We start from the raw sequence: 25,797 nt of genomic DNA, 5'->3' as shown, positions 1-25,797 counted from the left end.
TTAAACGTGTTGCAGGGCTTTTTCCGCGAGCTGAGCAAAATAGCGGGCAGCGGGTTCGATTAATGCTTCGTCCGGGTTAAATGCCGGGTGATGTAACCCAAACGGACTGTTGCTGCCAATGCTGACAAACGCGCCGGGTATGTTTTGCAGATAGACCGCGAAATCCTCCCCGCCCATGTGCAGTTCCGCATGCCGGGTTTCATATCCCGCTTCGCGCGCGACCGAGGTGGCAAACCCGGCCCAGTGCTCATCGTTCACCAGCGCGGTGGGCCCGGCGTACCAGGTGATGTTGATTTGCGCGCTAAAGGCGCTGGCAAATCCGGCGGCGATTTCACCGACGCGCGCTTTCACGTTCTGCTGCACTTCCGTGCGGTGCGTGCGCAGCGTGCCCTCCAGTTCAACGCTTTCCGGCAGCACGTTCCAGGTATTCCCCCCGGCGATGCGCGTCACGCTCAGAACAACCGAATCCAGCGTGTTGACGTTACGGCTGGCTACGCTTTGCAGCGCGGTTACCAGCTGGCTTGCCAGCACGATGGCGTCGTTGCCTTCATGGGGACGTGCGGCATGCGCGCCTTTGCCGGTCACGTGAATAACGAAGCGATCAACGTTGGCATAGAACGGGCCGCCGCGCGTGGCAAACTCGCCGACCGGCAGTGACGGCTCGTTATGCATCCCGAAAATCGCGCGTACGTCGCGTAACGCCCCGGCCCGCACCATGCTTTTCGCTCCGCCGAAATTCTCTTCCGCTGGCTGGAACAGGATCCGCACGCGACCGTTGAGCGAGGCTTCCCGCTCTTTCAGCTTTAGCGCGGCGCCGAGGATCACGCTGGTGTGAATGTCGTGTCCGCAGGCATGCATCACCCCGGCGCGCCGGGAGCTAAACGGCACCCCGCTGCGCTCGTCGATGGGTAACGCGTCGATATCGGCGCGCAGCGCAACCAGTGCGTTGCCCGTGCCGATCTCCGCAACCAGCCCGGTCTGGAGATCGTAAGGCAGCGGGGCAATCCCGGCTGCCGTCAGCCACTCGCGCAGGCGCGCCGTTGTTTCGACCTCCTGACCAGAGAGTTCAGGGTTCTGGTGCAGCTCACGGCGCCAGGCAATCAGTTGTTCGCTAAAGCTCATACGGTAACCTCCCTGTTAAGACGCGCCTCGGCCAGCAGTCGCAGGGACTGTACGCGCGTTGCGCCATCAGCGACCGGCGTGTCGATGATAAATTCGTCAATCCCCCACTGCTGATGCAACGCGTTGAGCTGTTCAAGCACCGACGCCGCCGTTCCGGCCAGCAGAGACTGCGCCCGACGCGCGATGCGCACCGGTTCACTCCCCGCCTGCCGCGCAAAGGCGTAGGCCTGTTCTTCGCTGGCGACGGTGACGCGCTGTCCGTTTGCCAGCTCCACGCCCCACACTTCAACCTTCTGCGCCAGCGCATCGGCCTCAGCCTGGGTTGGGGCAACAATGGCCTGCACGGCCACAATCACCTCCCGGACGCTGTGTTGACGCCAGGCTGTGACGACCTCGCGCAGCAGCTCAGGATCACCGTTCAGATGGGCGGCAAAGACAAAATGCCAGTCGAGGGAGGCCGCCAGCAGCGCGCTTTCTGTGCTGGCGCCCAGCAGAAACCCCCGGGCAGGCACCGGCGGCAGCGGCGTGGCGCGAACGTCCTCCTCCGCCGACTGATTTTCAGGGCGGATCCAGCGATCGAGCTGCGTCAGTTGTTCAGCAAAGCTGCCTTTTTCCTGCGGATTAAGGCCGTGCTGCAAGGCGCGGGTAGAGAGCGGCAGACCGCCGGGCGCTTTGCCAACGCCCAGATCAACCCGGCCCGGCGCAATGGCGGCCAGTACGTTAAAATTTTCGGCGACTTTATAGGGGCTGTAATGTTGCAGCATGACGCCGCCTGAGCCCACGCGAATACGTTTTGTTTGCCCGAGGATCCAGGCAATCAGCAGCTCCGGCGAGGGGCTGGCAAGCTGCGGGGTATTGTGGTGTTCGGCAATCCAGAAGCGGTGATAACCCAGCGTTTCTGCCTGTTGCGCCAGTGCTAAGGTTCGCGCCAGCGCATCGGCGGCTGTTTCGTGTTCTGCGACGGGGCTTTTATCCAGAATGCTGATTCGCCATGACATGTTGCGTTCTCGTTTGACTTAACATGTCGTCATTATTAAAGGTGGATTTCACCTCTGAGAAACAATTAATTTACATTTGGATTGCCGGAAAACGGCAATAGAGAGTCTGTCATCGGCGTGATTTGAGCGATGTAATGAGTCTTTCCGCATCCTGCCGTCGGGTAATGCGGAGAAAGCGAATGTGTGCGTACTGCGGGTTTTGCATATCCGCCTCATATCGTTTGCGGTTGCTGCGCCAGGTTTTGATCGTCCAGATGATAATAGAGTCCTTGCTAAGGAACGACCGACGAAAGCTTTCGCGGTTCCCCGTGCCGGGCCAGAGCTCCTGTTTGTGCCAGGCGCGTCTGGAGGCCCGCGTCACCGCCTGCCAGAGCGTGCGGATAAACCCACGATCTATCCACACCACCAGATCGACGTCGCGCCACTTAACGTCGCGTGTGCGGTTGTAATTCCCGTCCAGGACCCAGTCAGGCGAGGCGGCGAGCGCTTTTTCCAGGGTTGCAAGAAACTCATCATCCGGTGTTCCCTGCCAGTTCGCTCGCCAGTAAAGCCTGTCCATCTCAATGTAAGGGATAGCCAGCGCCTCCGCGATTCGCCTGCCAAACGTGCTTTTCCCACTTCCGCTGGTGCCTATGATATTGATTTTCACCGTTCCGCCTGCACATGCTGAAGAAAACGGATCGAATCATAACGTTAATAATTTGTTTACGAAACGCCAGACTACTCGTTCGGATACTGCTCGTCGGTGACCTTCTCCAGCCATGCCACCGGGCTCCCGTCGACAGCTTCTGCGATGGCGATATGGGTCATGGCCGTCTGCGCGCTTGCGCCGTGCCAGTGCTTCACGCCGGGTGGGATCCAGGCGATATCACCCTGATTCAGCGGTTCCGCCTCTTTCCCCCACTCCTGTAACCAGCCGCGCCCCTGCGTCACGATCAGCGTTTGTCCAAGAGGATGCGTATGCCAGGCGGTACGTGCGCCGGGTTCAAAGGTGACGGTCGCGCCGCCGACTTTTGCCGGTTCAGTCGCCTGGAAAGGCGCGTCAATGCGCACGCAGCCGGTAAACCAGGCCTCTGGCCCCTGAACGGAAGGTAACGAACCGCTACGGATAATTTTCATGATTAACTCCTCGTTTGCTGTTGCGTTAACAGTAGCGTAAAGCCATGGGGAGCATTAGAGTGCATAATCAGAAAGGAACCATGAATTCATTTCATAAATCGAGTAAACCACCATGTTAAAAGACAACTTCAACGATCTGCTTTCCTTTATGGTCGTCGCCCGGGAGCGCAGCTTTACCCGCGCCGCGGCGCAGCTTGGGGTATCTCAGTCGGCGCTCAGCCACGCAATGCGCAATCTGGAAACGAGGCTGGAAGTCCGTCTGTTAACCCGCACCACCCGTAGCGTGGCCCCTACCGAGGCCGGCGAGCAACTCTTCATGCGCTTAAGCCCCCATCTGCTGGAGATCGAGCAGGAACTCACCGCGCTGCGTGATACCCGCGACAGACCTGCCGGGAATATTCGCCTTACCGCCGGGGAGCACGCCATGTCTGCGGTGCTGTGGCCTGTGCTTAAACCCTTTATGGCGCAGTATCCTGATATCAACGTTGAAGTCACGGTGGACAATGGGCTGACTGATATTGTCGATGGCCGCTTTGACGCGGGGGTGCGTCTGGGTGAGCAGGTGGCGAAAGATATGATTGCCGTTCGTATTGCGCCGGACATGCGCATGGCGGTCGTCGGGTCGGCAGATTATTTGCAACGTTTCGGCGTACCGGAAACGCCGGAGCAGCTTGATCAGCACCGCTGCATTAATATGCGCCTGCCCACACGCGGCGGATTATATGCCTGGGAATTTGAACGGGACGGACGTGAGCTGCGCGTGCGGGTTGACGGCCAGCTGATCCTCAACAGCCTGCCGCAACGCATCGATGCCGCCGAAAACGGTCTGGGGCTGGCGTACGTCCCGGAAGATGCGGTTCAGGACGCCCTTGCTGAGAGCCGGTTAGTGCGTGTGCTTGAAGCCTGGTGCCCGGCTTTTACGGGATACCATCTGTACTATCCGAGCCGCCGCCAGCACACTACCGCGTTTGCATTACTTATTGCAGCCCTGCGGCATTCATAAGCTCTACCTATAAGTAACTATTAAGTAAACCTGATGATTAAATCAGAATTCGCAGACCTTTTTGCCTAAAAAAACGTCACGATTCAGCGCGTTGTGATCGCCGTCTGCTCTGACCACACGATTTCCTTCGACGAGCATCACTTTCGACACGGTTATATTTTGCGTCGCTTAACAATTGCGGGTAGGATGCCTCGCCATGTTTTGCCTTATCCATACACAGAATGACTGGAAAGGCGGCATGTGTCTGCGCAGAAGCAATCGTTTGTTTCGGCTTCTGCCAGGCAGGACTATCACGTTAATGGTTCAGACAGGCAAACAGGTAACTCAATGAAAACAAGCAATAAAAGCGCAGCCGATCATCATGCTGCGAAACGTCGCTGGTTGAACTCTCATGAAGAGGGCTATCACAAGGCGATGGGCAACCGTCAGGTGCAGATGATCGCCATCGGCGGCGCTATCGGTACAGGTCTGTTTTTAGGTGCAGGCGCACGTCTGCAAATGGCTGGCCCCGCTCTCGCCCTGGTCTATCTGGTGTGCGGGATCTTCTCTTTCTTCATCCTTCGCGCCCTCGGCGAACTGGTACTCCACCGCCCTTCCAGCGGCAGCTTTGTCTCTTACGCCCGCGAGTTTCTTGGTGAAAAAGCCGCGTATGTCGCGGGCTGGATGTACTTCGTTAACTGGGCGATGACCGGTATCGTCGATATCACCGCCGTTGCGCTGTACATGCACTACTGGGGCGCGTTTGGCGATGTGCCGCAGTGGGTGTTCGCCCTTGGGGCGCTGGCAATTGTCGGGACCATGAACATGATCGGCGTGAAATGGTTCGCCGAGATGGAGTTCTGGTTCGCACTGGTGAAGGTGCTGGCCATTGTGATCTTCCTGGTGGTCGGAACCGTATTCCTCGGTACCGGTAAACCACTGGACGGTAACGCAACCGGCTTCCACCTGATTACCGATAACGGTGGTTTCTTCCCGCACGGCCTGCTGCCTGCGCTGGTGCTGGTGCAGGGGGTGGTGTTCGCCTTTGCTTCCATCGAACTGGTCGGTACGGCGGCAGGCGAATGTAAAGATCCGCAGACAATGGTGCCAAAAGCCATCAACAGCGTGATATGGCGTATCGGTCTGTTCTATGTGGGTTCCGTGGTGCTGCTGGTGCTGCTGCTGCCGTGGAATGCATACCAGGCGGGGCAAAGCCCGTTTGTAACCTTCTTCTCTAAGCTGGGCGTGCCGTACGTGGGCAGCATCATGAACATAGTGGTACTGACCGCCGCGCTCTCCAGCCTGAACTCCGGGCTCTATTCGACGGGCCGTATCCTGCGCTCCATGTCGATGGGGGGGTCTGCGCCGAAGTTTATGTCGAAGATGAGCAAGCAGCAGGTGCCTTACGCGGGTATTCTGGCCACGCTGGTGGTTTACGTCTTTGGCGTGTTCCTGAACTATCTGGTGCCGTCCCGCGTATTTGAGATCGTTCTGAACGTGGCTGCACTGGGGATTATCGCCTCCTGGGCCTTTATTGTGGTCTGCCAGATGCGTCTGCGCAAAGCGATCAAAGAAGGCAAAGCGGCTGATGTGTGCTTCAAGATGCCGGGCGCACCGGTGACCTCCTGGCTCACCCTGCTGTTCCTGTTCAGCGTGCTGGTACTGATGGCGTTTGACTACCCGAACGGTACTTACACCATCGCGACGATCCCACTGCTGGCGGTTCTGCTGATTGCTGGCTGGTTCGGCGTGCGTAAGCGCGTTCACGAGATCCACAGCACCGCGCCGCTTCATCACGACGATGAAAAGCACGACGCACCGCTGGTAGAAGAAACCTCGCGTTAATAAAAAAGCCGGGCGGCGGCTTCGCCTTACCCGGCCTACATCTCATGGTTTTGTAGGCCCGGTAAGCGCAGCGCCACCGGGCAATTCCACCATCACAGCGCGATACGAATCACATCGTCAGGCTGGGTCGCTTCCTGCTGACGGGTTGATTTCTGTTTCACCGTTACGTACAGCGTTTTACCGTCCGCAGACAGCGCCAGGCTGTTCGGGTAAACCGGGGTATCGTAGGTCCTGGTCACTTTGTAGGTTTTGGCGTCAATCACGCTCACCTTGCCCGCCTCGCGGTGCGTCACATAGGCTTCGTTACGCGCCGGGTTAAACAGTACGGCCAGCGATGCTGGCGCGGCGATTTTCTGCATCACGCTGCCATCTTTCAGATTCACCACCAGCACTTCTGGCTGTTTTGAATCCGTCACAAACGCACGCTGGCCGGCAGTGTCCAGGCTCAGGTTCAGGTAGAAGTGCTCTTTTCCGTCATCCTGCACTTTTTTACGACTGAGGATTTTGTTGGTTGCCGTATCAATGGTCACCAGCTCGCCGTCCGCATTGGTGGTATACAGGCGTTTTGCCTTCGCATCCAGGGCCAGACCGGTGCTGAACGTACCGGTGTTGGTGATGGTGTCCTTCAGCTTCAGCGTTGCGCCATCAACAACCCAGATCACGCTCTCCTTGCCGATACCGGTAATGTACACCGTATTGGTCGTGTCATCGGCCACCAGCTGGCGCGGCTGAAGCGGCTTCACCGTGTCGCTACGCTTGCGATCGTCCAGCACCAGGCGCCCTTTCACCTCGCTCGTTTTGGCGTCAATCGCCGTCACGGTGCTGTTGACGGTGTTACCGAACCACAGCGTCTGGGTGGCGTTATCGATCGTGGCGCCAAACGGCTTGAGATCGTTATGAATCGCCTGCGTCACTTCCAGCGTGACCGGATCCAGACGATAGACCACGCCGCCCTTATCGGTTTTGCGGCTTTGTGACGTCGCAACCCACAGCGCGTTTTCCTGCTGGCTGACGGCCATTTCATACGCGCCCTTGCCGACCGCTTTGCGCAGCATCTCTTCAGCGGCATGAACCTGGAACGTACCGGCAAACAGTAAAGAGCCCAACAGCAGAGACCCACGCAGGCGCGGCGAGCACAGATGACGTAAAGACATAACAATTCCTTTTTAAATGAGGAGATTTACCGCTGACATCACTTCCGGTGGGCAAAGTCATCGCTTTGCCGTTATTTTAATGAGAATAGTAATCATTAATGAGTTGAATGTGGAGTATTTCTTTCCTTCAAAACCTTACATTCACGAAATGTGCGGTTATAGTTTTCATAACATTTACAAAGGATTTAACATATATACACAGGTTCCAGTTGATTTGGTTCGAATTTTTCTTAACCGGTTTACTCCATGAAAATTATTACTGCCCGTAAGGCATCACTACCACTGCTCTTCGTTCCCGTCATTTTTGGCCCGCTGAGTGCGATGGCCGCGGATGAACAGACCCTGATCGTCAGCGCCACGCCGCAAACCGTCTCCGAACTGGACACCCCGGCCGCAGTCAGCGTGGTGAGCGGCGAGGATATGCGACATGCCACACCGCGCATCAACCTTTCTGAATCCCTTGGGAGCGTACCAGGCCTGCAAATCCAGAACCGCCAGAACTATGCTCAGGATCTGCAACTTTCCGTTCGCGGATTCGGCGCGCGTTCGACCTTCGGCGTACGCGGGATCCGCATGTACGTGGACGGCATTCCGGCAACCATGCCCGACGGCCAGGGGCAGACGTCAAACATTGACCTCAACAGCATTGAGAGCGTCGACGTGCTGCGCGGCCCCTTCTCTGCCCTGTACGGCAATGCCTCCGGCGGCGTGATCAACATCAACACCCAGACCGGACAACAGCCAGCCACAATTGAAGCCAGCAGCTATTACGGCAGCTACGGCACCTGGCGTTACGGCATGAAGGCCACCGGTGCGGTGGGCGACGGGACTCAGGCGGGGGATGTGGACTATGCGGTATCCACCACCCGTTTCACCACACATGGCTATCGTGACCACAGCGGCGCACGGAAAAACCTCGCCAACGCGAAACTGGGCGTGCGCATTGATGATGTCAGCAAGCTAACGCTGATTTTTAACAGCGTGGACATGAAAGCCAACGATCCGGGCGGACTGAGTTATCAGGAGTGGCAGAACAACCCGCGCCACTCACCCCGTGGCGATCAGTACAATACGCGTAAAACCATTAAGCAGACCCAGGCTGGGATCCGCTACGACCGTCAGCTGAGCGAACAGGACGACCTCAGCGTGATGATGTACGCCGGTGAGCGTGAAATGACCCAGTACCAGTCCATTCCGGATACCACGCAGACTGAAAATCCAGCGCATTCGGGCGGCGTAATTGATATGCAGCGCCACTATCAGGGTATTGATACCCGCTGGACCCACCGCGGCGAGCTGCTGGTGCCGGTAACGTTTACCACCGGCCTTAACTACGAAAATATGAGTGAAAATCGCCGCGGGTATGAAAACTTCGTGATGAACAACGGCGTGCCGGATTTTGGCGTGAAGGGTAACAAACGCCGTGACGAACGTAACCTGATGTGGAACCTTGATCCCTACCTGCAAACCCAGTGGCAGCTCACGCAAAAGCTGTCCGTTGAGGCGGGCGTGCGTTACAGCTCCGTCTGGTTTGACTCCAACGATCATTACATTACCCCGCAAAACGGCGATGACAGCGGTGACGCCAGCTACCATAAATGGCTCCCGGCTGGTGCGGTGAAATACGCCGTGACCGATGCCTGGAACCTTTATGCCGCGGCGGGACGTGGATTTGAGACCCCGACCATCAACGAACTCTCCTACCGTTCTGATGGCAAAGGCGGCCTCAATATTAATCTGCAACCGTCAACCAACAACACCTATGAGATTGGCAGCAAAACCCGCATCGGCAATGGCATCCTGACGGCGGCGCTGTTCCGCACGGATACCGACAACGAGATCGTGGTGGACGAAAACAAAGATGGTCGCACTACCTACAAAAATGCGGGGAAAACGCGCCGTCAGGGTGTGGAAATTGCGCTCGACCAGCAGTTTGCCGAAAACTGGAAGCTGAAAATGGCGTGGACCTATCTCGATGCGACCTACCGTACCAACGTCTGTAACAATGCAGACTGTAGCGGCAACCGGATGCCGGGGATTGCCCGTAACATGGGGTATGCGTCGTTTGGCTGGGAGCCTGAGGAAGGCTGGTACGCGGGGGCAGATGCCCGCTACATGAGCGACGTGATGGCAAACGACACCAATACCGCCAAAGCGCCCTCTTATACCGTGGTCGGTCTGAATACCGGGTATAAACTCAATTACGGCAAATGGGGAATGGACATCTTTGGTCGCGTCGATAACCTGTTTGATAAAGAGTACGTCGGTTCAGAGATTGTTAACGCTGGCTACAATCGCTATTACGAACCCGCCCCTGGCCGTAACTATGGCGTGGGCCTGTCGGTCTCTTATCGCTTTGAGTAAAACATTTTCCGGCAGCGCACGTTGCCGGTAAAAAATAACATCATTCCCGGTAGCCTTAAGCGCCGGGAATATACTCAGGGAAGTTTAAAACGAATAAAAAAATAAGTGCGCCAGTGCGATCCTTAACTGTAGTATTGCCGTTGCAGGAGGATATTAGCTTCATCAATGGCGCGGTCGATCGCTTCCCGACTGGCCGTCACGTCCCTTTGCTCAAGCGCAGAAAGCAGATCGGCATAATGGTAAGTCGTTGCAGGGATATCTTTCATCTCTTCGTGCAGGTAGTTGATACACGGACCAATCCGTACCCAGAGCTGCTCAATCAGCGAGTTCAGGGTCGGCATTTCGGCATACTGATAAAGCGTAAACCGGAACACGCGGTTGGCATGGATCGCCTTCTGCACGTCGCCCTGATGCATGGCGGTGCTGAAGTTATCTGACAGCGCGCGTAATGCATCCAGTTTGGTCTCGGTCATATTCTGACACGCCGCCGCAACGGCCATCGGCTCAAGCTGTTTTCGAATGGCGTTAATTTCGTTATAACGCTCCAGCGTAACCTCTGGCACCAAAAACGCCTGAGCAGGCGTGGCCTGTAATGCGCCTGCCGACACCAGGCGCAGCAGGGCTTCGCGCACCGGTGTGATGCTGGTGCCTAATTTATCCGCAATCTCTTTCGTGATGAGTCGAGCCCCAGGTTTTAATGAGCCCGTAATTAACGCTCCCTTTAAACTGTTCTCAACTTGCATCGTCAGACTGATTCTTTGTGCTTTTTCCAGGTTTTCCAAATCAAGCATGTTTAATTCCCGTAGCCAAAACAAAATGCCATTTTCAGCGACTGTTTAAAAAAACATCGCCGGTTTGATATATCCTGTATCGTCATGCCTGGTATGAAGGGCGCGCGTTAAAATAAAAATTGTTCAATTAATATTACGTTTACCACTTCTGGCTCAGCTGGGCCGATGGCGCGCAATGCTTATGGATTAATTAAAGACAATATATCGTATCTTCACAAATAATTATGGCGGACTTTGCCCGCCATAACCGATGCTCTGTTTAGTCCGCCGCCACGCGGATCACGACCTTGCCGAAGTTTTTCCCTTCCAGCAGCCCAATCAGCGCCTCCGGCGCCGCGTCCAGCCCTTCGGTGACCTGCTCGCGATAGTGAATTTTGCCTTCCTTCACCCAACGTCCCATTTCCTGCTGGAACTCGTCGATACGATGACCATAGTCCTGAGCGATGATAAAGCCCTGCATGCGGATGCGTTTTTTGAGGATGGTCCCCATTAGCAGCGGCAAGCGATCCGGACCATCCGGCAGGTTGGTCGCGTTGTAGCCGCTGACCAGTCCGCAAACAGGTACGCGCGCGGAGGTATTCAGGAGCGGCAGTACGGCGTCAAAGACTTTACCGCCGACGTTTTCATAATACACGTCAATGCCCTGCGGGCAGGCTTTCGCCAGCTGTTCGGAAAAATCATCCGCATGGTGATCCAGACAGGCGTCGAAACCGAGCACGTCGACCGCATAGCGGCATTTCTCCTCCCCGCCGGCCACGCCGATAACCCGGCACCCCTTGATTTTACCGATCTGCCCCACCGTTGCGCCGACCGGCCCCGTGGCTGCCGCCACGACAAGCGTTTCCCCCGCCTGAGGCTGGCCGATATCAAGCAGCCCCATATACGCGGTGAAGCCCGGCATTCCCAGCACGCCGAGTGCCCATGAAGGGTGCGACGGGTTTTCGCCCAGCCTGACCAGTCCTTTCCCGTCGGAAAGTTCATACTCCTGCCAGCCGCTGTAGCCCAGAACCCACTCGCCCTCTTTATAATCCGGATGGCGGGAGGTCTCGACGCGGCTTACCGTGCCGCCCACCATCACCGCGCCAATCTCGACAGGAGGTGAATAGGATGGGGCATCGCTCATACGGCCACGCATGTACGGATCAAGCGAGAGCCATACGGTGCGTAATAACACCTGCCCCTCTGCGGGCGAGGGGATCGGCTGCTCTTCCAGGCGGAAATTTTCGGCAACCGGTGCGCCGTGTGGACGGGAAGCCAGTACCCAGCGTCGGTTTTGCGTAGTTGATTGACTCATTCATCGCTCCTTACAGCTGAAAATGTCATTCAAGTCTGGCACGTTATCCTGCGGATCGCCTTTGCATTATGAGCCGGACTGATTAAGCCGCACGACCAGATAAAGGCACGATTCATCCGTTTCGTTAATAAACCGGCAGTCGTTCGGCGGCCCGAGTTCCAGACAATCTCCGGCCTTCATTTCATGGCGGGTGTCCCCCTCCAGAAAGACCAGTTCACCTGCCTGCAACCAAATCAGCTGTCGCGCTAGCGCATAAGAGGAGGCGGGCATCGGCACATCGCTGCCCGCGGGCAGTTCCACCTGGACGAGGTCAATAGGCATATCGCTGCGCGGCGACACATGACGACGTAAATAGTGGGTTTGCGGATCGCGCCAGACGGGCTGGTTCGCCAGACGTAACAGTTTGCCCTCCTGCATTTCCGCGCGCGCAATGAGCGTAGACATGCTAATACCGAAGGCACCGGATAACCGGGCAAGCAGCGTCGCCGTTGGGCTACTGTCCCCCCGTTCAATCTTATGGATCATGGCGCGTGAAATACCTGCCCGTTCGGCCAGTTCGCTTAATGACCAGCCCCGCGACTCGCGTTCAAGGCGTATGCGGGCGCTAATGCGTTGATTCATATTGTCTGTCATTGTGTTCATGACGTCATACTATAGTGTACGGATGGTTTTTCGGGGCAGTTTGGTGACAAAAAAATAGGGATTTTGTCGTAGCGATGCAACACAAGAACTGTGTAATATTGTGAGTGAATCGTACTACTATAGTAAACAACACAGCCAGAGGTTAACCATGATCGTTCGTCATGCCTGCAAAGAAGATTGTGCCGCTATCGGTGAAATTTATAACCATGCGGTGCTGCACACCGCCGCCATCTGGAACGATACAACTGTCGACACCGATAACCGTATTGCATGGTTTGAGGCGCGCACGCTGTTGGGTTATCCGGTGCTGGTCAGTGAAGAAGAAGGTGTTGTGACGGGATACGCCTCATTTGGCGACTGGCGAGCGTTCGACGGTTTTCGCCATACGGTGGAGCACTCGGTTTACGTTCATCCCGATCATCAGGGCAAAGGCATCGGTCGGCTGCTGATGACGGAATTAATCAAGGAAGCCCGCCAGATTGGTAAACATGTGATGGTTGCCGGTATCGAGGCGCAGAACCAGGCGTCGATTCATCTGCACGAAACCCTGGGCTTTGTTACCACCGGTAATATGCCGCAGGTGGGAACCAAATTCGGTCGCTGGCTGGATTTAACCTTCATGCAACTCCAGCTCGATGAGCGCAGCGATCCGGATGCTCTGCCATGAATCAATCGTTGACGTTAGCGTTTCTGGTGGCCGCCGGGATTGGGCTGGTGGTACAAAACACCCTGATGGTGCGCATTACGCAATCCTCTTCCACCATTCTTATCGCCATGCTGCTGAACTCGCTGGTGGGGATTGTGCTGTTTGTCAGCATTTTGCTGGTGAAAAATGGCCTGGCGGGGTTTAGCGAACTGGCGTCAACGGTGCGCTGGTGGACGTTGATCCCCGGCCTGCTGGGGTCATTTTTTGTCTTTGCCAGTATTAGCGGGTATCAGAATGTGGGCGCGGCAACGACCATTGCCGTGCTGGTAGCAAGCCAGCTGATTGGCGGCCTGGTGATGGACATCCTCAAGAGCAACGGTGTCCCCCTGAGGGTGCTGGTTGGCCCGGTCTGCGGCGCAGCGATGCTGGTGGTCGGCGCCTGGCTGGTGGCACGGCGCCAGTTTTAACCCTTACAGGATAGTCCCACCCTGCGTGAGGTGGGCATGGCGCGCCTCCGCCTCTTCTTTATGCTGCTTACCATGATGCGCAATCGCGGTACGCAGGCGCTGCTGCTGGGTATAGCGATCTTCACGGCTGAGCTCTGCATCGTCGCTTAATTCGATCAGCAGTTCGTTCATGTGGGTAATTATGCTCTCTTCGATGGCGGCATCGACGCGGGCGATAACATCGTTTAAATGTGACATTGTCACTCCTTTTCACGTGCCCGGTGGCGCTACGCTTACCGGGCCTACGGGTGCTAAATGTAGGCCCGGTAAGGCATAGCCGCCACCCGGCAAGAATACGATCAGTTCAGCTTCGCTTTCGAGAAGTCACTGCCCATCAGACTCACGCTGTACCCGGTCACGTTGCTGCGGGTCGCGTAGAACGTTTTGCCGTTAGCTAACGCAATCCACGGTGCCTGCTGGTAGAAAATATCCTGTGCCTGGCCATACAGCTTCGCACGTTCGTCCGGGTTGCTGGTCAGTTTGGCCTTTTGCACCAGCTCATCATACCCCTTATCACACCAGCGCGCGGCGTTAGATCCGGTTTTGATGCTGTTACAACCCAGCAGCACATCGGCGAAGTTGTCCGGATCGCCGTTATCAGACATCCAGCCGAACAGCGCGGAATCATGCTCGCCTTTACGCATGCCGGAGAGATATTCCCCCCACTCGTATGAGACGATTTTCGCCTTCACGCCCACTTTCGCCCAGTCAGCCTGGATCATCTCCGCAATGCGTCGCGAGTTCGGGTTGTACGGACGCTGAACCGGCATGGACCAGAGGGTCACTTCCGCGCCCTTATCCAGACCCGCCTGCTTCAGCAGCGCTTTCGCTTTTTCCGGATCGTAGCCGTAATCCTTCAGGTCTTTGTTAAAGCCGAGCATGTTCGGCGGGATCGGCGATTTAGCGACCGTACCAGACCCCATAAAGACCGCGTTAACAATGGCCTTTTTGTCCGTTGCGTAATTCAGAGCCTGGCGCACCAGCACGTTATCAAACGGTTTTTTCTCCGTGTTGAACGCCAGGTACCCCACGTTCAGCGCATCCACCGAGTGCAGGGTCAGGTCTTTGTTTTTCTTGATCGCTTCAAACTGCACCGGCGACGGCGCAGGAATGATCTGACACTCGTTCGTTTGCAGCTTAGCCAGACGCGTCTCAACGTTTGGCGTGATGGAGAAGATCAGGTGTTTGGTCGGCACCTCTCCCTCCCAGTAGTTCGGATTGGCGACGTAGCGGATCAGCGAATCCACCTTGTACTGCTGAAGCACATACGGGCCGGTGCCGATTGGCCAGGTATCCACATTTTCAGGCGTACCCTTTTTCAGCATCGCGTCCGCGTACTCGGCAGAGAGGATCGAGGCGAAGTCCATTCCCCAGTCGGCCAGGAACGCCGCGTTGGGTTCACTCAGCGTGAACTGAACGTGATAATCGTCGATCTTTTTCACATCCTGAATGAGCTTGTCGAGGCCCACGTCATTAAAGTATTCGTAATTACCCTGGGAAACATTGTGATAGGGATGCTTAGGGTCTTTCTGACGCATAACGGAGAAAATAACGTCATCAGCGTTAAAATCACGGGTCGGTTTGAAGTATTTATTGCTGTTGAACTTTACCCCTTTACGCAGGGTAAACGTGTATGTTTTGCCGTCTGGCGAAATGGTCCACGACTCGGCCAGAGAAGGCACCGGCGTGTTTTTTACCGGGTCGAAGTTAATCAGACGGTTATACAGCGTTTGCGAGCTGGCGACAAATGAGGGCCCAGAGCTGGCGATCTGCGGGTTAAACGACTCCGGCGACGCCTCGGAGCAGTAGATAATGGTGTCTTTGTTTGCCGCCCATGCGGCGCTTGCCGGTAGCAGCGCGCTCAGCGCGAGGGCGAGCACAGTTTTCCCTGTAGACATGGTTATTACCCTTTCGGTTTTATTATAGTGAACAGTAATAACAGCACAGACGTTTTGGCCTGACAAATAACGAATCACTATCAGGTTATTCTAAAGCCGTACATTTCGCTGGTTTTAGCATCAGCCCGCAGAAACCGATTTGCCTTAAGGTCCATTATTCGTCAAGCACAACCGTCACGATCAATGCCGCAAGAAATCGTCCCTTTTGCCGTCTCCTCAGCCGTTTGCTTGCTTACCTGATTCGCTAAAGTAATGGCGTGAAAAAGTCTACAGGACCAAATCGTGGCAAAAACACTTTTACGCAGCGGTAATCTGGATGATTTTCAGGCCGTTGGCGGCGGCGGACAGGCCGTTTTTGAATCAGCGCTGCAAATCCGCGAAGCGCTTCGGTTGCGCAAACAACAGGCTATCGTTGATTGCCTGGCCATCCCCCAGGTCAACGACGGCGGCGATCGCGTTGACTGGTACTCCCCGGTTGAGGGAACCGTCTCCAGCTGGAAGGCGGCGGATGAAGATGATCGTTATCGCGCCCTGCGCTATCTGGAAAACACGCTCACCAGCGTGGAGTCGCTGAGTAAAAAATGCCTTCAGTCACCGAAAACGGCGCAGCAACTGTTTGGCTCTCTGCTCTCAAAAGCCTTTCAGTTTCCCGGTGAAAACTTTGTTTTCCTGGTGGATGGCAAACCGGTGATCTGCTTCTGGGGTTTCGTCAACCTTAACGAAAACGCGCGCGACGACGTGCTGGACTGCCTGCGCGAATCGTTGGTCCCTGAACCTGAGCCAGTGGTGATTAACGAGCCAGAACCTGAACCGGAGCCAGAACCGGCCCCGGTGGTGACCTTTGAGCAGGCCGACGCGCCGCTTATCACGCCTGTGACTACAGTCCGTATCACCGACGATGAACTGTATACGCCAGAGCCGGTGCACATGAACGCCGCGCCGCCAGAGCCCGCACCGGCGGCCATACAGAAAAAACGTCGCTCCCCCCTGTGGTTGCTGCCGGTTGCCGCCGTCATTATTGCAGCCATCGCCACCCCGCTGCTCTGGCCAAAACAGGCCCCGACCGCAGCGCCTGTTGCCACACCAGCGCCAGTACCCGTCGCCATTGCTCCGGCCCCCATAAAGACGGTTGAGCCGCTTGAACTGAAACTCCCGCTGCACCAGGCCGAAGTGGTAGAGCCGAAGGTGAAAACGCCTGCCCCGGCAGCCGAACCGGTGGTCATTACCGCGATACCGAAAGATGCGATGGTGATGGAGGCAAACCAGGTCAAAGCGGGGTTAACGCGCTTCCTGAACGGCACCTGGCGCGCGTTTCTCGATGTGCAGGATCCGCTCACCGGCAAACCGCCGTCGCTGCGCTACCAGATCCAGAACAATAAAGGTTTTGCCCGGGTCGTGCATGGCGACAACATTGTCTGCCGGGTAGACGTCTTTTCCGGATTACACAGCAACGGCGAGCTGTTGATCAAAACGCGCGGAAACGCGCGTTGCACCGACGGTTCACGCTATCCGATGCCGGAAGTGACCTGTAAGGCAGGTGCCAGTGATGTGGCGGAATGCACCGCACGTTACGATGCCAACACCGTCGTTCCTCTGACGTTCAAGAAAGCAGGTGTTTGATCCTATGCTGGTTAATCTTTGCGACTATAAACAGAGCGTGACGCTGATTGCTAACAGCGGCGTGCAGTTTCTCGATTTTGGCCTGACTCCGCAGGACACCGCCAGCAACGGGCGTTTCGTGCGTAAAACGGCAAATGGCCCGCTGCTGCGTCTGGATTTTGACCTGGTTAACGGCCGGTACACGCTCCCTGCCACCGATGGCGGGCAGCCGGAAGTGGTCAAGCCTGAAAGCACCATTCCACTGCATGACTCCCTGACCGTGCTGGACGGCGTCTGGCTGCCGATCCCTTTCCTGCGCTTTAACCCGCCGCGGACGTTTGTTGAAGGCCCGGATAACTGGGCGCGCGTCCAGGTACGAAAGCTTTCCACGCCCGACGCAGCTGGCAATACGCACCGGGTCACCGTCGCGCTCGACAGCCAGATTGCAGAGCATGCGACGTCTGCCCTGTCGCCGGTTGAAAACGATATCCTGAACGGCACGCGTTTCGCGCTCGCCTGGCGCGACAGTGAGGTTGAGAGTTTCCTCGACCAGACCTGGATTGACGGCTGGCTACGCGAAGCCTTCACGCAGTTTGCCGACGGGGTTGAAAAACGCTCCGAGCGCGAGCTGCATCAGGCCATGCGCAGCTTTGAATATCAGGCGCACTGGCTCAACCTGCTCTCCATGCTCGGTGAACAACTCACCGTGCCGGAAGTGAAGTTTGTCACCCATACCCTGAGCACCCCTGCTATTCCTGTCGATTTGATCCTTGACGTAGGCAACACCCATACCTGCGGCGTGATTATTGAAGATCATGGTGATGCCAACGACGGCCTGCGCCAGACGGCTGAACTTCAGGTACGATCTCTGAGTGAGCCGCAGTTCCTGAATGAGCCGCTGTTTACCAGCCGACTTGAGTTTTCTGAAGCGCGTTTTGGCAAACAGCACTTCTCCGTGGAAAGCGGCCGGGAGGATGCGTTCGTCTGGCCGTCGATTGTCCGCGTGGGTGATGAAGCGCGTAAGCTGGCGATGCAGCGTCTGGGCACGGAAGGCAACAGCGGCATCTCCAGCCCGCGTCGCTATCTGTGGGACGAGACGCCGGTGGTGCAGGACTGGCGCTTTAGCCAGATGAACAGCAAAACCCAGCGCGAACCGCTGGCAACTGCGTTTCCGCTGATGAACCTGATGAACGACGACGGGGAACCGCTCTTTACGCTGCCGCAGGATGAGCGCCTGCCGGTGTTCTCTCCGCAGTACAGCCGCAGCACCCTGATGACGCACATGCTCTGCGAACTGCTGGCTCAGGCGCTTGGCCAGATTAACAGCGTGGCCACCCGCCTGCGGCTCGGCTTCCCGGCCTCTCCCCGCCAGCTGCGGACGCTGATCCTTACCCTGCCGTCGGCAATGCCGAAACAGGAGCGCGAGATTTTCCGTCGCCGCATGTTCGAAGCCATCGCCATCGTCTGGAAGGCGATGGGCTGGCACCCGCAGGATGAAGATTTTGCCAGCCGCAAGCAGCAGGAAAAAAGCGTGGTGCCGGTCCCTGAGATCCAGATGGAGTGGGACGAGGCCAGCTGCGGCCAGCTGGTGTGGCTGTATAACGAAGCCATTTCCCATTTTGGTGGCCAGACCGAGGCCTTTTTCGCCTCCCTCGCCCGTCCGGATCGCGCGCCTGAGCCTGGCGTCCAGCCGGGGCGTGCGCTGCGCGTGGCCTCGATTGATATCGGCGGCGGCACGACGGATATGGCCATCACGCACTATCAGTTAGATGATGGTTCCGGGAATAACGTCAAAATCACCCCGCAGCTGCTGTTCCGCGAAGGGTTCAAGGTCGCTGGCGATGATACGCTGCTGGACGTGATCCAGCGCTACGTTCTGCCCGCCCTGCAAACCCAGCTTCAGAAATCCGGCATAGCCGATGCCTCCCAGCTGATGGCATCCCTGTTCGGTGACTCCGGGCGGATCGATACCCAGGCGATCCTGCGCCAGCAGACGGCGCTTCAGCTCTTTATGCCGATCGGTCACGCGATCCTGGCGGCGTGGGAATCGAGCGATGTTGACGATCCGCTGGCCGGGCTGCATGCCACCTTTGGCGATCTGCTTGCGCAAAAACCGACGCGCAACGTGATGAATTATCTCCAGCAGGCGATCGACCATGCGTTGCCTGCCGGCTCAGAACACTTTGATCTGTTCAGCGTACCGCTGCACGTCAGCTTCCGGGAGATGCGGGACGCCATGCTGGCGGGTCAGTTCACGCTTGCCGCCCCGCTTCATGCGGTATGTGAGGCGATCTCTCATTACAGCTGCGATATCCTGCTTATCACGGGACGGCCGGGCTGTCTGCCGGGCGTTCAGGCCTTGATTCGCCACCTGCAACCGGTGCCCGTCAACCGCATCGTCTGGCTGGATAAATACCAGGTTCATGAATGGTATCCGTTCAGCCAGCAGGGACGGATCGGCAACCCGAAATCCACCGCTGCGGTGGGAGCGATGCTCTGTAGCCTGGCGCTGGATCTTCGTCTGCCGCGATTTAACTTTAAAGCAGCGGATATCGGCGCGTACTCTACGGTGCGCTATCTGGGCGTGCTGGATAACACGATCAATACCCTGCGGGACGAGAACGTCTGGTATCACGATATCGACCTCGATAAACCCGGCGCGAAACTGGACGCCCGTCTGCACTTCCCGCTGCGCGGCAACGTTACGCTCGGCTTCCGGCAGTTGGCCAATGCCCGCTGGCCCGCGACGCCGCTCTATACCCTGAGCATCAACTCAGCCGAGCTGGCGAAAGCCATTGCGGGCGACGGCGTACTGAACGTGCGCCTGAAGCTGCGTGGCGGCACTAAGCAGGAAGGCCCGGAATCTTTCGAGCTGAGTGATGCCTGGCTACAGGACGGCACGCCAGTGCCGCCGGATTCCCTGACCTTTAAACTGAATACTCTGGCCGATCGCCGACACAGCGGCAGCCACTACTGGATCGACAGCGGGAGCGTATACCTCAAATGACTGCGACGACTGCCACCACTCAGGCCTTAATCGGGTGGATCAACGAGACGCGACAGCACGCCCCGATGCTGGATAACGAAGCCGACGCCCTGCTTGCCCGCCTTAACGCAGTAAGCGCGCGTGAAGAGGCGCTCGATCGCGCCCTTGTCAGCCAGGGCAGTATCGGCTTACACGGCCACTCGCAGGCCGCGAAAGCGCACCTGCTGGCTGCACTTTGCGGCAGCGGGGACGAACGGCTGAACGTTACGCCGGGTCAACGCACGTTTGATTACTTCTCGCATATTAACCCCGGGCATGCACCGACCAACATGGCCGTGCGTTTCAGCAGAGCGTCCCGCGAGGTCGCAGACGACGCGTTTCCCTTACGCCTGCGCCTGGTAACGGAGGCCGAGCTGGTGCAGCTGTTTATCGCGCGCACCACGCTGGATCCGCAGATCCGCGCGGTGGATAAATCGGTGATTGAAACCCGGCTTGAAAAGTGGCGGGCGCTGCGTCAACCGCAGAGCGTGCCGGGAATGACGGCGCGGGAAGTCGCGACCATTGCCCGGTTCTGGCAAAGCGTAGTACCCGGCGCTAAGCAGCATATTGATGATGCCCTGTGGCACCAGTTTGCCCTGCTGGTTCCGTCGCTTGATCTCAGCACCCGCGCCAGCGTCTGGTCTCTGCTGTGGGGGGAGCAGCAGGAGTTAACCCAGCAGTGGCTTAAATTCGCCCAGGTGCTGCATCAAACCAGCCATGCCAGCGCGCTTGCGGCGCCGTTGAGTCTGCTGGTTGACAGCTTTGGTCTGCCCTGCGAAGGCTTCCTTACTCACGGGGCGTTTACCGTGCCGGAAGCACAGGAAACACTGCTTCATCCGGTAAAAAACGGCGAGCTGCTTAACGCCATTAGCCTGCCGGTCGATGTACTGGCATCTCTGACCCGCGAAGTGGTGCTGCCCGTTGAGAACTGCGTGCTGGATAACGTTGACGTCATTGATATTCCTGCCATTTCTGAGGAAAACACGCCGCTGATGATGCAGGCAAAATGTCTGTGGTTGCTGGAGCATTATCGGCAGCACATTCAGCCGGATGTCCTGGTTATCTGTAATGCGACGGCGCACCACCAGCAGACCGCAAAAACGGCCAGGCTCCTGCAAAACTGGATCAAAGAGACTCAGCCGGTTGAAGAATCCGCATTGCCGGGGCTGGTCTGGGCCATTACCCCTCATGATGCGCGGTTTACCACAAAGCAGAATCTGGACGAAGCGGTGCAGCAATTGCTGGGCCAGCCGGGCCTGCGCTGGGGCACGCTCCAGGCGCTCGATACCCACAGCATGCAGCGGGTGATTGAGTGGCTGTCGCAGGCTACCCTGCCGGCACAGCGCCAGAAGCGTCTCCGCGCGCTAAAAAGGCTGTTACAAGAGTCGGTGTCGACGCTGATGCGCCCATATGTCGCGCCTCTCACTCAGGAGCCAGGCGCAGGGCGGGCACAGGCCGAAAAAATGGTCCGAACGCTGCAAGGCAGTGCCGCTCGTCATGGTGAACTGCTTGAGGGGCTTCTGCCGCCGTTAAACGCGTTTGAGACGCTGCTGACCGTTCACCAGCCTCGTGAGGAACAGGTCAACGGCCTGTTTAACGATGTTATCGATCTGTTTGCGGAAGAGACGCAGGAAAATCCAGGCGCGTTGCAGACCAAAGACAAGGCGCGGCTGGCCCATAACGTGTGGGTTAACCATCTTCGTCAGTGGAGTCGCAACGACGCGGCGGCTGCCCGTCTGGGCCTGGACGCAGAGGTATTACAGCAGATTGCGGATGTGCTGATCGTTACCAGCTACCGGCTGGATCTGCCGCTGCAACTGCAACGCATTGCAGAAAAAGATAAAAGCAGTGCCGCGCAGCTGCATGCCGCGACAGGCAATTTCATTAGCTGGCTTGGCTATGAAATGACGCCCGTTTCTGAACGGCCTGCAAGCCGGATCCGCAAAGGTCAGCCAATTTTTGTGACGCCAGTTGTGAGCAGCGCTTCACCCCGTCTTACCCGACTTGGCGAGCAGCCTGTCCATGCGGCGACAGCCTATGTTTATGACTGGCTGGTTGCGCTCTACACCCGCGCGATTGAGAACGTGGATTATCAGTGCCCGTATGACGTTCAGCCTGCTGCGCGGAAAGCCTTGTCTGCCTTGCTGTCTTAATCATTGCAGCCCGCAGCAATGCGGGCTACCCCTTCATGAGCCGTTTATGAAGCCAGACAAAGCCTGAGCCAACGCTGACGGGTTTTCCCAGGACATTGAATGGCCCGCATCAGGGATAATTTTTACAGCAACGCCGTTTTGTTGCAGGCGATTAAAATCGTCATCAGGCAGGGATCGCTCACCAAAAACTAATATTACCGGGCAGCTCAATGACAAGAACAGGTGTGCCCAGTCAGGTTTAACGCCCTCGACCAGGCTTGTTGCGCCGCGCCAGACGGCCCAGGGGGCATTGCTTTGAAGGCTTCCAGCCCACGGCGACGTTTCCGCCCGCAGCATGTCATCATAGCCCTGTTCCAGAAAATGTTGTTCCGTTTGGGCCGCAATTGCTCGGCTGAACATCCCGCCACCCGCATGAAAATTGGGTTCAGACACTATCAGGCCCTTAACGCGCGACGTTAACAGCGTTGCCGTTTCGATCGCGATACTCCCCCCCATGCTATGGCCATAGAGCCAGAGACTATCCAGGCCGAGATGGTTTAACAGTTCAACCACCACCTGCGCCTGTTCACTCGTGCGATAACGGTAGTTGTCAGGTTTATCACTGTAGCCGCTACCGGGAAGATCGATCAGAATGGCTCTGCGCCCCCCGAAACGGGTATCACAGACAATACGAGGATATTCATATGACGATGCGCAGCCCAACCCGTGGATAAACACAACCGGGTCACCGAAACCGGGAAGATCTTGCCAGCGCACAGTGCAGCCTGCTTGCTGCGAATAGAAACTGTTCATAAGCACTCCATGTATGATGGACTGTATATTTATACAGCCTCAATGTATGGAATGCTATGGCTGGATGCCGATTCTGGAAGCGTGCTTCAGAAAAGAGAGATCAACAGGGCAACAGGAAAGCTCATCGGCCAGGTGGAACCCACCAGGAATGCGCTCAACAGGCGAATACGTTTACGATCTTTAGACAGGAACCAGGTGATTAATGCGCAGATGGAGGCCATGATTGCGTAGAACACCAACATCTTTTGATACAACGTCATTCTGTTTACCTGAGCCGAAAAATAACCGCACGCAATATGCGTCATATGTTGACACAGATCAAGTTTTTTCGTTACATCATAACCACTTAAATACTAAGGATAATAACAACTGAGTACCTTGTGTAACAACGCCGGATAAAGCAAAACGGTTATTATTGATAAGATGCATATTAAATGCACTTTTTGATAAATCCATCCCCTCAGAAAGCAGTTTAATACCAGCAGGCTTTTAAGGGAGGAAACATGCTACGCATTCCGCAGAGTTGCATTCACACCCGTTCCACGCCTTTCTGGAACAAAGAAACGGCCCCCGCCGGCATTTTTAAACGTCACCTTGATACGGGCACGCGTCCGGGCGTTTACCCTCGCCTGTCGGTGATGCGTGGCGCAGTGCGTTATCTGGGCTATGCTGATGAATTTACCTCTGAGCCTGACAGCGAGCTCGTCATTGAAGCGGGTCGTTTCGGCGTTTTCCCGCCAGAGAGATGGCACCACATTGAGGTGATGACCGACGACACCCTGTTCAATATTGAATTCTTTGTTGAACCTGAGGTGCTTAAGTCCCTTTAAGCGCCCGCCAACATGAAGGAAACTATGATGTTACGTATTCCTGAAAACTTTGTTCATACCCGCTCGACGCCGTTCTGGAATAAAGAGACCGCCCCAAAAGCGCTTTTTACCCATCACAACACCAAAGCCGGCGTGTACGGTCGGTTGTCCGTCATGCAGGGTGCGGTGCGTTACTTTGGCTTTGCCGATGGCGACGCCACCGAGCCCGATCTGGAAGTGGTCATTGAGGCCGGTTCTTTTGGCATCTCCCCACCACAAAAATGGCACCGCATTGAGCTACTGACCGACGACACCTATTTTAATATCGACTTTTTCGCGGATCCTGCCGTCACGCTCAGCGGTGCGGGCATCGGTAAAGTGGTCAACACGCATAAGGAGTAAATAATGGGTAAGGCTACCTATACCGTGACCGTCACCAACAACAGCAACGGCGTGTCGGTGGATTATGAAACAGAAGCGCCAATGGAGCTGTTGAGCCCGGACGTCGCGGCAGATGTCGTGAAGGATCTGGTGAACACCGTTCGCGCCTACGATACGGAAAATGAACACGAGGTCTGTGGCTGGTAAGCTGAATCGCCCGGCACTGCGCCGGGCATGAGGGTTTAGTGTTTGATCATTACATGCCGGACTACCGTGTAATCCTCAAGTCCGTAGACCGACATATCTTTGCCATAACCGGATAACTTCATCCCGCCGTGCGGCATTTCGCTCACCAGCATAAAATGGGTATTGACCCAGGTGCAGCCATACTGCAACCGTGCGCTGAGGCGATGGGCGCGTCCGACGTCTTTTGTCCAGACGGACGAGGCCAGGCCGTATTGCGAATCGTTGGCCCAGTTCAGCACCTGCGCTTCATCCTCAAATTCTGTCACGCTGACCACCGGGCCAAACACTTCTCGCTGGACGATCGCATCTTCCTGCTTCGCCCCGGCCAGCAGCGTTGGCTGGAAGTAATATCCTGCCCCCTCTCTTTTACTGCCACCGGTGACGACGCGGATATGTCCAAGGGTTTTGGCTTCGTCCACGGCAGCACAAACGCGGGAAAGATGCGCTGCGGAGCTGAGCGGGCCCAGCTCGGTTGACGCATCGTCCGGCGCGCCCATTTTCAGGCTGGCAACGGCTGCGCCCAGCTTTTCGACCAGCGCGGGGTAAATCCCCTTCTGGGCATAGATACGACAGGCTGCGGTACAATCCTGACCAGCATTGTAGAAACCAAACGTACGCACGCCTTCAACCACGGCATCCAAATCTGCATCGTCAAAGACAATGACCGGGGCTTTTCCGCCCAATTCCATATGGGTACGTTTAACTGAAGATGCGGTATGCCCGATAATATGTTCTCCGGTAGCAATAGAGCCGGTGAGAGAAACCATACGGACTTTTTCGTGGCCGGTCAGCGGATCTCCTACGGTTTTTCCGCGACCAAACAGCACGTTCAGCACGCCTGGCGGGAAGATATCTTTCGCCAGTTCCGCCAGCTTCAGCGCCGTCAACGGGGTGATTTCAGACGGCTTGATGACGACACAGTTTCCCGCCGCCAGCGCGGGCGCCAGCTTCCACGCCGCCATCATCAGAGGGTAGTTCCAGGGCGCAATAGAGGCGACAACGCCAACCGGGTCGCGGCGGATCATTGAGGTATGTCCTTCGAGGTATTCTCCGGCAGCCAGCCCGTTCAGGCAGCGGGCGGCCCCGGCAAAGAAGCGAAACACATCGACCACGGCCGGGATCTCATCCCCCTGAACACAGTGCAGCGGTTTCCCGCAGTTAAGGGACTCCACTTTTGCGAACGCGTCAGCGTTGGCTTCTATCACATCAGCCAGTTTCAACAGACAATCGGCGCGCGTTTTCGGCGTCGTTTGTCCCCACTCTGTGAACGCGCGATCGGCAGCCTGGACGGCAGCGTCCACCTGTGCTGCCGACGCTTCAGCAATCTCCAGCAGCACTTCACCCGTGGCAGGATTATAAACCGCCTGCTTCTCACCTTCGCCGGTCACCAGTTCACCATTAATCAGCAATTGATTTTGCATAGCATCGTCC

General features: G+C 56.7%; 24 protein-coding genes. 11 read left to right on the top strand and 13 right to left on the bottom strand.

Features of this window, described 5'->3' with window-relative positions; genetic code table 11:
- From O1722_RS11265 to O1722_RS11250, 4 genes are all read right to left on the bottom strand, one after another.
- Positions 1 to 1,122: an amidohydrolase gene (locus tag O1722_RS11265; protein WP_017382285.1), complete on the bottom strand. Its 1,122-nt coding sequence runs from the start codon at positions 1,120 to 1,122 to the stop codon at positions 1 to 3.
- The gene (locus O1722_RS11260; protein WP_032653686.1) at positions 1,119 to 2,120 is read right to left on the bottom strand and encodes an LLM class flavin-dependent oxidoreductase; all 1,002 of its coding nucleotides are present in this window, start codon (positions 2,118 to 2,120) and stop codon (positions 1,119 to 1,121) included. The genes O1722_RS11265 and O1722_RS11260 overlap by 4 nt, the downstream gene beginning before the upstream one ends.
- Positions 2,121 to 2,229: 109 nt before the next feature.
- Positions 2,230 to 2,769, bottom strand: coding sequence for a shikimate kinase (locus O1722_RS11255; protein ID WP_017693371.1), 540 nt, complete (start codon positions 2,767 to 2,769; stop codon positions 2,230 to 2,232).
- Between the two features lie 71 nt (positions 2,770 to 2,840).
- The gene (locus O1722_RS11250; RefSeq protein WP_015570456.1) at positions 2,841 to 3,239 is read right to left on the bottom strand and encodes a (R)-mandelonitrile lyase; all 399 of its coding nucleotides are present in this window, start codon (positions 3,237 to 3,239) and stop codon (positions 2,841 to 2,843) included.
- Positions 3,240 to 3,351: 112 nt separating this feature from the next.
- Here O1722_RS11250 and O1722_RS11245 point away from each other — a divergent pair, with 112 nt between their 5' ends.
- Complete coding sequence (locus O1722_RS11245; protein WP_033487813.1) at positions 3,352 to 4,242, top strand: LysR family transcriptional regulator; 891 nt, start codon at positions 3,352 to 3,354, stop codon at positions 4,240 to 4,242.
- A 327-nt stretch (positions 4,243 to 4,569) separates the two neighbouring features.
- Entirely contained in the window at positions 4,570 to 6,066 is a 1,497-nt protein-coding gene (gene ansP / locus O1722_RS11240) for an L-asparagine permease (RefSeq protein WP_032671185.1), read from the top strand.
- A 92-nt stretch (positions 6,067 to 6,158) separates the two neighbouring features.
- On the opposite strand, the gene yncE is transcribed toward ansP, so the two are convergent.
- Entirely contained in the window at positions 6,159 to 7,220 is a 1,062-nt protein-coding gene (gene yncE / locus O1722_RS11235; protein WP_023303790.1) for a 7-bladed beta-propeller protein YncE, read from the bottom strand.
- Positions 7,221 to 7,466: 246 nt separating this feature from the next.
- Here yncE and pqqU point away from each other — a divergent pair, with 246 nt between their 5' ends.
- Positions 7,467 to 9,584: a TonB-dependent receptor PqqU gene (gene pqqU / locus O1722_RS11230; protein WP_033487814.1), complete on the top strand. Its 2,118-nt coding sequence runs from the start codon at positions 7,467 to 7,469 to the stop codon at positions 9,582 to 9,584.
- Positions 9,585 to 9,706: 122 nt separating this feature from the next.
- Here the strand turns inward: pqqU and O1722_RS11225 are convergent, their stop codons facing one another.
- The 3 genes from O1722_RS11225 to O1722_RS11215 form a co-directional block, all read right to left on the bottom strand.
- Positions 9,707 to 10,375 (bottom strand): GntR family transcriptional regulator, encoded by a 669-nt coding sequence (locus O1722_RS11225; protein WP_003856981.1) that lies wholly within the window; start codon positions 10,373 to 10,375, stop codon positions 9,707 to 9,709.
- A 259-nt stretch (positions 10,376 to 10,634) separates the two neighbouring features.
- A complete protein-coding gene (locus O1722_RS11220; protein WP_033487815.1) occupies positions 10,635 to 11,669 on the bottom strand; it encodes an NADP-dependent oxidoreductase in 1,035 nt (344 codons plus the stop codon).
- A 66-nt stretch (positions 11,670 to 11,735) separates the two neighbouring features.
- Positions 11,736 to 12,311 carry a helix-turn-helix domain-containing protein gene (locus tag O1722_RS11215; RefSeq protein ID WP_017382277.1) on the bottom strand — a complete coding sequence of 192 codons (576 nt, stop codon included), beginning with the start codon at positions 12,309 to 12,311 and terminating at the stop codon, positions 11,736 to 11,738.
- A 148-nt stretch (positions 12,312 to 12,459) separates the two neighbouring features.
- On the opposite strand from O1722_RS11215, the gene O1722_RS11210 reads away from it, so the two are divergent.
- Positions 12,460 to 12,978 carry a GNAT family N-acetyltransferase gene (locus O1722_RS11210; protein ID WP_015570449.1) on the top strand — a complete coding sequence of 173 codons (519 nt, stop codon included), beginning with the start codon at positions 12,460 to 12,462 and terminating at the stop codon, positions 12,976 to 12,978.
- Entirely contained in the window at positions 12,975 to 13,424 is a 450-nt protein-coding gene (locus O1722_RS11205) for a DMT family transporter (protein WP_033487816.1), read from the top strand. Before O1722_RS11210 ends, O1722_RS11205 begins: the two co-directional genes overlap by 4 nt.
- A gap of 3 nt (positions 13,425 to 13,427) precedes the next feature.
- On the opposite strand, the gene O1722_RS11200 is transcribed toward O1722_RS11205, so the two are convergent.
- Positions 13,428 to 13,661, bottom strand: a complete 234-nt coding sequence (locus tag O1722_RS11200; protein ID WP_017382275.1) for a YdcY family protein — start codon at positions 13,659 to 13,661, stop codon at positions 13,428 to 13,430.
- Positions 13,662 to 13,762: 101 nt separating this feature from the next.
- Positions 13,763 to 15,361, bottom strand: coding sequence for an ABC transporter substrate-binding protein (locus O1722_RS11195; RefSeq protein WP_033487817.1), 1,599 nt, complete (start codon positions 15,359 to 15,361; stop codon positions 13,763 to 13,765).
- 282 nt (positions 15,362 to 15,643) lie between these two features.
- Between O1722_RS11195 and O1722_RS11190 the strand changes: the two genes are divergently transcribed.
- Genes O1722_RS11190 through O1722_RS11180 form a run of 3 tightly spaced genes read left to right on the top strand, consistent with a single transcriptional unit; the run spans position 15,644 to position 22,138 of the window.
- On the top strand, positions 15,644 to 16,981 hold the full coding sequence (locus O1722_RS11190; protein ID WP_032671189.1) for an SrfA family protein: 1,338 nt from the start codon (positions 15,644 to 15,646) through the stop codon (positions 16,979 to 16,981).
- Between the two features lie 4 nt (positions 16,982 to 16,985).
- Complete coding sequence (locus O1722_RS11185) at positions 16,986 to 19,967, top strand: virulence factor SrfB (RefSeq protein WP_033487818.1); 2,982 nt, start codon at positions 16,986 to 16,988, stop codon at positions 19,965 to 19,967.
- Positions 19,964 to 22,138 (top strand): virulence factor SrfC family protein, encoded by a 2,175-nt coding sequence (locus O1722_RS11180; RefSeq protein ID WP_033487819.1) that lies wholly within the window; start codon positions 19,964 to 19,966, stop codon positions 22,136 to 22,138. The genes O1722_RS11185 and O1722_RS11180 overlap by 4 nt, the downstream gene beginning before the upstream one ends.
- Before the next feature lie 33 nt (positions 22,139 to 22,171).
- Here O1722_RS11180 and O1722_RS11175 read toward each other — a convergent pair whose 3' ends face one another.
- Both O1722_RS11175 and O1722_RS11170 read right to left on the bottom strand, forming a co-directional pair.
- Positions 22,172 to 22,930: an alpha/beta fold hydrolase gene (locus O1722_RS11175; RefSeq protein WP_033487820.1), complete on the bottom strand. Its 759-nt coding sequence runs from the start codon at positions 22,928 to 22,930 to the stop codon at positions 22,172 to 22,174.
- Between the two features lie 86 nt (positions 22,931 to 23,016).
- On the bottom strand, positions 23,017 to 23,190 hold the full coding sequence (locus O1722_RS11170; protein WP_003856960.1) for a GhoT/OrtT family toxin: 174 nt from the start codon (positions 23,188 to 23,190) through the stop codon (positions 23,017 to 23,019).
- Between the two features lie 243 nt (positions 23,191 to 23,433).
- Between O1722_RS11170 and O1722_RS11165 the strand changes: the two genes are divergently transcribed.
- Genes O1722_RS11165 through O1722_RS11155 form a run of 3 tightly spaced genes read left to right on the top strand, consistent with a single transcriptional unit; the run spans position 23,434 to position 24,327 of the window.
- Positions 23,434 to 23,760 carry a TehB family protein gene (locus tag O1722_RS11165; protein WP_023303799.1) on the top strand — a complete coding sequence of 109 codons (327 nt, stop codon included), beginning with the start codon at positions 23,434 to 23,436 and terminating at the stop codon, positions 23,758 to 23,760.
- Between the two features lie 27 nt (positions 23,761 to 23,787).
- The gene (locus tag O1722_RS11160; protein ID WP_003856958.1) at positions 23,788 to 24,141 is read left to right on the top strand and encodes a TehB family protein; all 354 of its coding nucleotides are present in this window, start codon (positions 23,788 to 23,790) and stop codon (positions 24,139 to 24,141) included.
- Positions 24,142 to 24,144: 3 nt separating this feature from the next.
- Positions 24,145 to 24,327, top strand: coding sequence for a DUF1869 domain-containing protein (locus O1722_RS11155; RefSeq protein ID WP_033487822.1), 183 nt, complete (start codon positions 24,145 to 24,147; stop codon positions 24,325 to 24,327).
- Between the two features lie 35 nt (positions 24,328 to 24,362).
- On the opposite strand, the gene patD is transcribed toward O1722_RS11155, so the two are convergent.
- Positions 24,363 to 25,787 carry an aminobutyraldehyde dehydrogenase gene (gene patD, locus O1722_RS11150; RefSeq protein WP_033487823.1) on the bottom strand — a complete coding sequence of 475 codons (1,425 nt, stop codon included), beginning with the start codon at positions 25,785 to 25,787 and terminating at the stop codon, positions 24,363 to 24,365.
- Positions 25,788 to 25,797 lie beyond the last annotated feature (10 nt).

This window comes from Enterobacter cloacae complex sp. HYC003_NIDB (genome assembly GCF_056673375.1).
Note: the sequence above shows the minus strand (reverse complement) of the source record. Positions and strands in the feature narration are given on the sequence as shown.